The sequence below is a fragment of the Bradyrhizobium sp. 62 genome (genome assembly GCF_023073035.1).
In the GTDB taxonomy this organism is placed as follows: domain Bacteria; phylum Pseudomonadota; class Alphaproteobacteria; order Rhizobiales; family Xanthobacteraceae; genus Bradyrhizobium.
In genome coordinates, this window is sequence record NZ_JADPIT010000032.1 from 712,499 (window position 1) to 719,903 (window position 7,405).

A 7,405-nucleotide genomic window follows, 5' to 3' on the forward strand; every position below is an offset into this window, starting at 1 on the left:
CGGACAGGCGAGGGTGGAAGGCGCGCCTGTCCGGCTTCAGTCGCCGCGTGACGGCGTGCGCCACGGCTTTGGCTATTGCCCTGAGGAGCGCAAGACCGACGGCATCGTCGCCGAGCTCACCGTGCGCGAGAACATCGTGCTCGCGCTTCAGGCCAAGCGCGGTTTGCATCGGCCGCTGTCGCGGCGCGAGCAGGACGAGATTGCGAGCCGTTACGTCAAGATGCTCGACATTCGTCCGCCCGATCCGGAGCGTCCCGTCGGCCTGCTGTCCGGCGGCAATCAGCAGAAGGTGCTGCTGGCACGGTGGCTTGCGACCTCGCCGCGGCTGCTCGTGCTGGACGAGCCGACCCGCGGCATCGACGTCGGCGCGCACGCTGAGATCATCCGTCTGATCCGCGAGCTCTGCGACGACGGGCTCGCGCTGCTCGTGATCTCCTCCGAGCTCGACGAGATCGTGACCTATTCCGATCGCGTGGTGGTGCTGCGCGACCGCGCTCATGTCGAGGAGCTCACCGGCGAGGCCATCGACGTCGGCAGCGTTCTCGCCGCCATCGCCGCCGATGACGCCAGTGTCGCACATGAGGGCCGGGCATGACCGCGCTGTTGCCGCGCCGCGGCCTTGCCCAGATCCTCGCGTTGATCGTCATCCTGGCGGTCGATCGCGTGGTGTCGCCGCAATTCTTCGATTTGCGCCTCCAGGACGGCCGGCTGTTCGGCAGCATGATCGACGTGCTCAACCGCGGCACGCCGGTCGCGCTGCTCTCGCTCGGCATGGTGCTGGTGATCGCCACGCGCGGCATCGACCTGTCGGTCGGTGCAGTGATGGCGATCTCCGGCGCGATCGCGGCGAGCCTCGCCGATAGCCACAGTCTGGCCGTGGTGCTGGCGGCTGCGCTCGGTGCGGGCCTGATCTGCGGATTGTGGAACGGATTTCTTGTCGCGGTGCTCGGCATGCAGCCGATCGTGGCGACCTTGATCCTGATGGTGGCGGGACGCGGCATCGCCCAGCTCATTACCGAGGGTCGAATCGTGACCTTCTCCTCGCCCGATCTGGTCTGGCTCGGCAATGGCTCTATTCTCGGCCTGCCGGTGCCGGTCGCGATTGCGCTGGGCATGCTGATCCTCACCGGTGCGGTGGTGCGCGGCTCGGCACTCGGATTGCTGATCGAGGCAACCGGCGGCAATGCGCGGGCGAGCGAGCTTGCCGGCGTCGGCACGCGCGCGATGATCTTGGCGGTCTATGTCTGGTGCGGCGTTTGCGCTGCGCTTGCCGGCGTCATCGCAGCGGCCGACATCATGGGCGCGGATGCCAACAATGCCGGCCTCTGGCTCGAGCTCGACGCCATCCTCGCGGTGGTGATTGGCGGCACCTCGCTGTTCGGCGGCCGCTTCAGCCTCGTGCTGGCCGTACTCGGCGCGCTGATCATCCAGACCATGAACACCGGCATTCTGCTGTCGGGCTATCCACCGGAGTTCAATCTGCTGGTCAAGGCGGTGGTGGTGCTCGCCGTGCTGCTGCTGCAATCGCCGAAGCTGTCCGGCTTTACCGGCGTTGTGACGCGGCTGCGGGGGACCAAGGCATGAAAGGCCTGCCGCCCGTTCTCATCACCGCGATCGTGCTCGTCGCGGGATTCGTGCTCTGCGCGATGCAGTTTCCCAACATCGCCTCCACCCGCGTAGTCGGCAACCTCCTGACTGACAACGCCTTCCTCGGCATCGTCGCGACCGGCATGACCTTCGTCATCATTTCCGGCGGCATCGATCTCTCGGTCGGCTCGGTGATCGGCTTCACCACGGTGTTCGTCGCGCTGGCGATCGAGCGCTGGGGAATGCCGCCCTTGGTCGCCTTCGTCGCCATTCTCGCGCTCTCGGCCGCCTTCGGCGCGGCAATGGGCGCGGTGATCCATGTCTTCGATCTGCCGCCTTTCATCGTGACGCTCGCCGGCATGTTTTTGGCCCGGGGTGCCAGCTTCCTACTCTCGACGGAATCGGTGCCGATCACGGCACCGGTCTATTCGACCGTGTCGGACTTCGCTCTGCGACTACCCGGCGGTGGACGGCTGACGGCGGTCGCGATCATCATGCTTGCGATCGTGATCGGCGGCGCATTGCTGCTGCAGCTCACCCGGTTCGGCGCCAATGTCTATGCGCTCGGCGGCAGCCGGGCGACCGCGAGCCTGATGGGCGTTGCAGTTGGCAGGATGACGGTAAAGATCTACATGCTGTCGAGCTTGCTCGCTGGCATCGCCGGCATCGTCTTCTCCTTCTACACCAGCGCCGGCTATTCGCTGTCCGCCGTCGGCGTCGAGCTTGACAGCATCGCGGCCGTCGTGATCGGCGGCACGCTGCTCACGGGCGGGCAGGGCTCGGTGATCGGAACCTTCCTCGGCGTGCTGATCCAGGGCATGATTCAGACCTACATCAATTTCGACGGGACGCTGTCGAGCTGGTGGACCAAGATCGCGACCGGTGTGCTGCTGTTCGCCTTCATCGCCTTGCAACAGGGATTGGTTGCGCTCGCGCGCCGGCCCGTGGCAAAGCGCGCGGGAGCAGTCTCATGACCACCTCGCGTATCCTCGTCATTCCGACGCGCCGGGCGCACTCAAATCACGCGGAAGTGGCCCGCTCGATCGGCGTTGACATCATCGCCGGCCGATATGCAGAAGGGACGCGGCTGCCGGGCGATGCCGAGATGATCGCGATGTTCGGCGTGTCGCGACCGGTGCTGCGCGAGAGCGTGAAGACGCTGGTGGCCAAGGGCCTGCTTACTACCAAGGCGCGCGTCGGCACCGTCGTGCGCGAGCGCGTCGCCTGGAACATGTTCGACGCCGACGTGCTGGCCTGGCACCTGGATGCCGGGATCGACAAGCGCTTCCTCAACGACCTCGCCGAGATCCGCCTCGCGGTCGAGCCGCGCGCAGCCGCGCTGGCGGCGGCGCAGCGGTCGGAGCAGGATCTCTCCGAGCTCCGTCGCTGCATGGAGCGGATGCGGCTTGAGGCCTCCGACTCCGTTGGCTTCGCCGATGCCGACCTAGCGCTCCATGTCGGTGTGGCGCGCGCCTCCGGAAATCTGTTCATGCGCTCGATCGGGCACGTCATCGAGGCTGCGTTGCGCGCCTCATTCCTGCTCAGCGCACCGGTCGAACCGGAGGACCGCGACACCGTTCTGCTCTGGCATCAGAAGATCGTCGATGCCATCGCCGCCGGTGAAGCCGCGACCGCGTCGGAGGCGATGGTCTACGTCATTCACAACGGCATGCGCCGCCACGAGGGTACAGTGATCGAGACTGTACCAACCGAAGCGCTGCCGTCCGCGGAAGCTGGAGAAAGATCGTGACTGAACTTCGCATCGCCATCGTCGGCTTCGGCAAGATCGCGCGGGACCAGCATGTCGGCGCCATCGCAGCGGTTCCCGGCGCGACGCTGGCGGCCGTCGCCAGCCGCAATGCCTCGCTGCCGGATCTGCCGCATTTCGCGACCATCGAAGAGCTGCTGGAAAAAGGTCCGCCGATCGACGCGGTCTCGCTCTGCACGCCGCCTCAAGTGCGCCGCGCCCAGGCCGTCGCAGCGCTCAGGGCCGGCAAGCATGTCATGCTGGAGAAGCCGCCGGGCGCCGGCGTTGCCGAGCTCGATCCGCTGATCGCGATGGCGAGAGAGGCCAAGCGGACGTTGTTCGCGACCTGGCATTCGCGCCATGCGCCGGCGGTCGAGCCGGCGCGCGAGTGGCTCGCCGCCCGCCGCGTCCGTTCCGTGCACATCAACTGGAAAGAGGATGTCCGCGTCTGGCATCCCGGGCAGGCCTGGATCTGGGAGCCGGGCGGGCTCGGGGTGTTCGATCCCGGCATCAATGCGCTGTCGATCCTGACCCGGATCCTGCCGAAGCCCGTGTTCGTCACCGCGGCCGAGCTCGCCTTCCCCGCCAATTGCCAGGCGCCGATCGCCGCGAACCTGACGCTGACCGACATCGACGGCCTGCCTGTGACCGCCGAGTTCGATTTCCGCCAGACCGGACCGCAGAGCTGGGATATCCTGGTCGAAACCGACCAGGGCCGGATGACGCTATCCCGCGGCGGCCGGATCATGGCGATCGATGGCAAGACCGTTGCCGAGGCGCCCGATGAGGAATATCGGGAGCTTTACCGGCGCTTCGTCACGCTCGCCGCGACAGGGGCGAGCGACGTCGATCTGGCGCCGCTTCGTCTCGTTGCGGACGCCTTCCTGCTCGGCAGGCGCACGATCGTCGAACCGTTTGTGGATTGATCATGGCTGGATCGAAAACAGAGAGAGACGTCTTCGGAACGCTGCCGGACGGCCGCAAGGTGGACCGCATCGTGCTGCGCGGCGAGGGCGGGTTCGAGGCGCGGATCATCACCCATGGCGCGGTGATCCAGGCGCTGCTGGCGCCGGACGCCAAAGGCGGCTACGACGACGTCGTGCTCGGCCATGATGGGTTCGCCGGCTATCTCGCTGAACGAAAGTTCTTCGGCGCCACCGTCGGCCGCTACGCCAATCGCATCGCCAACGGACAATTCTCGCTGGACGGCGAGACGGTGCAGCTTCCCGTCAACAACGGTCCGAATGCGCTGCATGGCGGCCTCGACGGCTTCGACCGCAAGCTCTGGGACATTGCGGAGATCGACGACGGCGCCGAGCCCGCGGTCACGCTGTCCTATGTCAGTCCGCACGGCGAAGAGAACTATCCCGGTCGGCTCGATGTGCGCCTGACCTATCGCGTCACCGGCCCGACCGAGTTATCGCTTCGTATGGAGGCGCGGACCGACCGACCGACCATCGTCAACCTGACCAACCACAGCTTCTTCAATCTGGAAGGCGCGACATCAGGCACGGCCATTCTCGATCACAAGCTGACGGTCGCGGCCCGGCATTTCCTCGCGATCGATCCAACCGCCATTCCGTTGCCCGAGCCGCCGCGCAGCGTTGCCGGCACGCCGTTCGACTTCCGCGAGCCGCGGCCTGTCGGCGAGCGCATTCGCGAGAGCGACCAGCAATTGCGCAACGGCAAGGGCTACGATCACACCTACTGTCTCGCGCGTGACGGCAAGCTTGCGCTCGCGGCGCGGCTGGAGGCGCCGCGTTCGGGGCGCATCATGGAGCTGTTCACTGATCAGCCCGGTCTGCAGGTCTATTCGGGTAATTATCTCGACGGCACGATTTCGGGCAAGGGCGGCAAGCTGTTCCGGCAGTCGGACGCGATGTGCCTGGAGCCGCATATCTGGCCGGACGCACCGAACCGGCCGGATTTCCCGAGCCCGCGCCTAGCGCCCGGCGAGGTCTACCGCCATCATACGGTCTATCGCTTTGCGGTGAGGAGGTCCTGATGGAACAGGTGCCGACCTCGGTTCTTTCGAACGATCCTTGCCATCTCGGCGAGGGACCGACCTATGACGTGACCACCGACACCGCCTGGTGGTTCGATATCCGCGAGGGACGACTGTTCGAGGCGCAACTCGGCAGCGGCAGCATTCGCGTTCATGCGCTGGGCCGGATGGCGAGCGCACTTGGACGGATCGACGCCGAGCGGCAGTTGATCGTCGCGGAAGACGGCCTCTATATCCGCAAAACTGCCGACGGGGCGATGACCTTGTTCTGTCCACTCGAAGCCGACAATCCCGCGACCCGCTCCAACGATGCCCGCGTGCATCCCTCCGGCACGTTCTGGATCGGTACCATGGGCCGCAAGGCGGAAGCAGGGGCAGGCGCGATCTACGCGTTCCATCACGGCGAGATATCGATGCTGTTTCCGCGCATCAGCATTCCCAACTCGATCTGCTTCTCGCCCGATGGCGCCACCGGCTACTTCGCCGACACTGCGCGCGCGGTGCTCTACGCGGTGCCGCTCAATCCCGCGACCGGCCTGCCCCGCGGCGAGCCGGAAGTGCTGCTGCGCCAGACCGGCGTCGGCGGCCTCGATGGATCGGTGTGCGACGCGGACGGAAACATCTGGAACGCCTGCTGGGGCGCGAGCCGCGTCGACCTCTACTCTCCGCAAGGCGAGCGGCTGCGCTCGCTCAGCGTGCCGGCAAAGCAGGCGAGCTGCCCCGCTTTTGTCGGCCCTGATCTGTCGCGTCTCCTCGTCACCTCGGCCTGGCAGGACATGGATGCGGCGGCGCGTGCCGCCGATCCGCAAGCCGGCTACACCTTCCTGTTGGAGGCCTCCGCGCGCGGTCGGGCGGAGCCTGACGTCAAGCTCGCATAGGAGGCTCGAAGCCGCACACGACCAAAGTTCTCGACGACACGAAAAAACAGTCTGACATCCAAGGGAGTGAAACATGTTGAAACTGAAGACGACCTTCCTCGCGCTCGCGCTGGCCGGCGCTGCGACGATGGCCGCGGGCGTCACCGCCTCGGCCCAGGACAAAGCAACAGTCGGCATCGCCATGCCGACCAAATCGTCGGCGCGCTGGATCGACGATGGCAACAACATGGTCAAGGTGCTGAAGGAGCGCGGCTACAACACCGACCTGCAATATGCCGAGGACGACATTCCGAACCAACTCTCGCAGGTCGAGAACATGGTGACCAAGGGCGCGAAAGCGCTGGTGATCGCCGCGATCGACGGCACCACGCTGTCCGACGTGCTCAAGCAGGCGAAAGCAAAAGGCATCACCGTGATCGCCTATGACCGCCTGATCCGCGGCACACCGAACGTCGACTATTACGCGACCTTCGACAATTTCCAGGTGGGCGTGCTCCAGGCCGAGTCGATCGTGCAGGGCCTCGGCCTCAAGGATGGCAAGGGCCCGTTCAACATCGAGCTGTTCGGCGGCTCGCCCGACGACAACAACGCCTACTTCTTCTACAACGGCGCGATGAGCGTGCTGAAGCCGTACATCGACAGCGGCAAGCTCGTTGTCGTCTCCGGTCAGATGGGCATGGACAAGGTCGCGACCTTGCGCTGGGACGGCGCCACCGCGCAGGCCCGCATGGACAATCTGCTCAGCGCCTACTACGGCAACAAGAAGGTCAACGCGGTGCTGTCGCCGTATGACGGCCTGTCGATCGGCATCATCTCCTCGCTGAAGGGGGTCGGTTATGGCAGCGCCGGTCAGCCGATGCCTGTCATCTCGGGCCAGGATGCCGAAGTGCCCTCGATCAAGGCGATGCTGCGCGGCGATCAGTATTCGACGATCTTCAAGGACACCCGCGATCTCGCCAAGGTGACCGCCGACATGGTCGACGCTGCGCTTGCCGGCAAGCAGGTCACCGTCAACGACACCAAGACCTACGAGAACGGCGCCAAGACCGTGCCGTCCTATCTGCTCAAGCCGGTCGTGGTCTACAAGGACAATTGGGAGAAGGTCCTGGTCGACAGCGGCTATTACAAGAAGGCCCAGTTCCAGTAAGGCTTCTTTTCTTCTCCCTCTCCCCGCTTGCGGGGAGAGGG

At 65.8% G+C, this 7,405-nt stretch carries 8 protein-coding genes; all 8 read left to right on the plus strand.

Translation table 11 applies throughout. From position 1 onward, the window contains the following. On the plus strand, positions 1 to 595 hold a 595-nt coding region (locus tag IVB47_RS32730; RefSeq protein ID WP_247467639.1), incomplete at its 5' end, for an ATP-binding cassette domain-containing protein. Further along, complete coding sequence (locus tag IVB47_RS32735; RefSeq protein WP_247467641.1) at positions 592 to 1,584, plus strand: ABC transporter permease; 993 nt, start codon at positions 592 to 594, stop codon at positions 1,582 to 1,584. The genes IVB47_RS32730 and IVB47_RS32735, both read left to right, overlap by 4 nt. Next, positions 1,581 to 2,561, plus strand: a complete 981-nt coding sequence (gene yjfF, locus IVB47_RS32740; RefSeq protein WP_027569179.1) for a galactofuranose ABC transporter, permease protein YjfF — start codon at positions 1,581 to 1,583, stop codon at positions 2,559 to 2,561. The genes IVB47_RS32735 and yjfF overlap by 4 nt, the downstream gene beginning before the upstream one ends. Next, positions 2,558 to 3,337: a FadR/GntR family transcriptional regulator gene (locus tag IVB47_RS32745; RefSeq protein WP_247359799.1), complete on the plus strand. Its 780-nt coding sequence runs from the start codon at positions 2,558 to 2,560 to the stop codon at positions 3,335 to 3,337. Before yjfF ends, IVB47_RS32745 begins: the two co-directional genes overlap by 4 nt. After that, on the plus strand, positions 3,334 to 4,260 hold the full coding sequence (locus IVB47_RS32750; RefSeq protein WP_247288915.1) for a Gfo/Idh/MocA family oxidoreductase: 927 nt from the start codon (positions 3,334 to 3,336) through the stop codon (positions 4,258 to 4,260). The genes IVB47_RS32745 and IVB47_RS32750 overlap by 4 nt, the downstream gene beginning before the upstream one ends. Before the next feature lie 2 nt (positions 4,261 to 4,262). Next, positions 4,263 to 5,339, plus strand: coding sequence for an aldose epimerase family protein (locus IVB47_RS32755; protein ID WP_247467643.1), 1,077 nt, complete (start codon positions 4,263 to 4,265; stop codon positions 5,337 to 5,339). Next, positions 5,339 to 6,217, plus strand: coding sequence for an SMP-30/gluconolactonase/LRE family protein (locus tag IVB47_RS32760; RefSeq protein ID WP_247467645.1), 879 nt, complete (start codon positions 5,339 to 5,341; stop codon positions 6,215 to 6,217). Before IVB47_RS32755 ends, IVB47_RS32760 begins: the two co-directional genes overlap by 1 nt. A 73-nt stretch (positions 6,218 to 6,290) precedes the next feature. After that, positions 6,291 to 7,364, plus strand: coding sequence for a multiple monosaccharide ABC transporter substrate-binding protein (gene chvE, locus IVB47_RS32765; RefSeq protein WP_247467647.1), 1,074 nt, complete (start codon positions 6,291 to 6,293; stop codon positions 7,362 to 7,364). The last annotated feature ends 41 nt before the right edge of the window (positions 7,365 to 7,405 follow it).

Coding starts and splice junctions, on each gene's coding strand:
- IVB47_RS32745 (WP_247359799.1), top strand. CDS start 2,558: ATGACCACCTCGCGTATCCTCGTCATTCCGACGCGCCGGGCGCACTCA.
- IVB47_RS32735 (WP_247467641.1), top strand. CDS start 592: ATGACCGCGCTGTTGCCGCGCCGCGGCCTTGCCCAGATCCTCGCGTTG.
- IVB47_RS32755 (WP_247467643.1), top strand. CDS start 4,263: ATGGCTGGATCGAAAACAGAGAGAGACGTCTTCGGAACGCTGCCGGAC.
- IVB47_RS32760 (WP_247467645.1), top strand. CDS start 5,339: ATGGAACAGGTGCCGACCTCGGTTCTTTCGAACGATCCTTGCCATCTC.
- chvE (WP_247467647.1), top strand. CDS start 6,291: ATGTTGAAACTGAAGACGACCTTCCTCGCGCTCGCGCTGGCCGGCGCT.
- yjfF (WP_027569179.1), top strand. CDS start 1,581: ATGAAAGGCCTGCCGCCCGTTCTCATCACCGCGATCGTGCTCGTCGCG.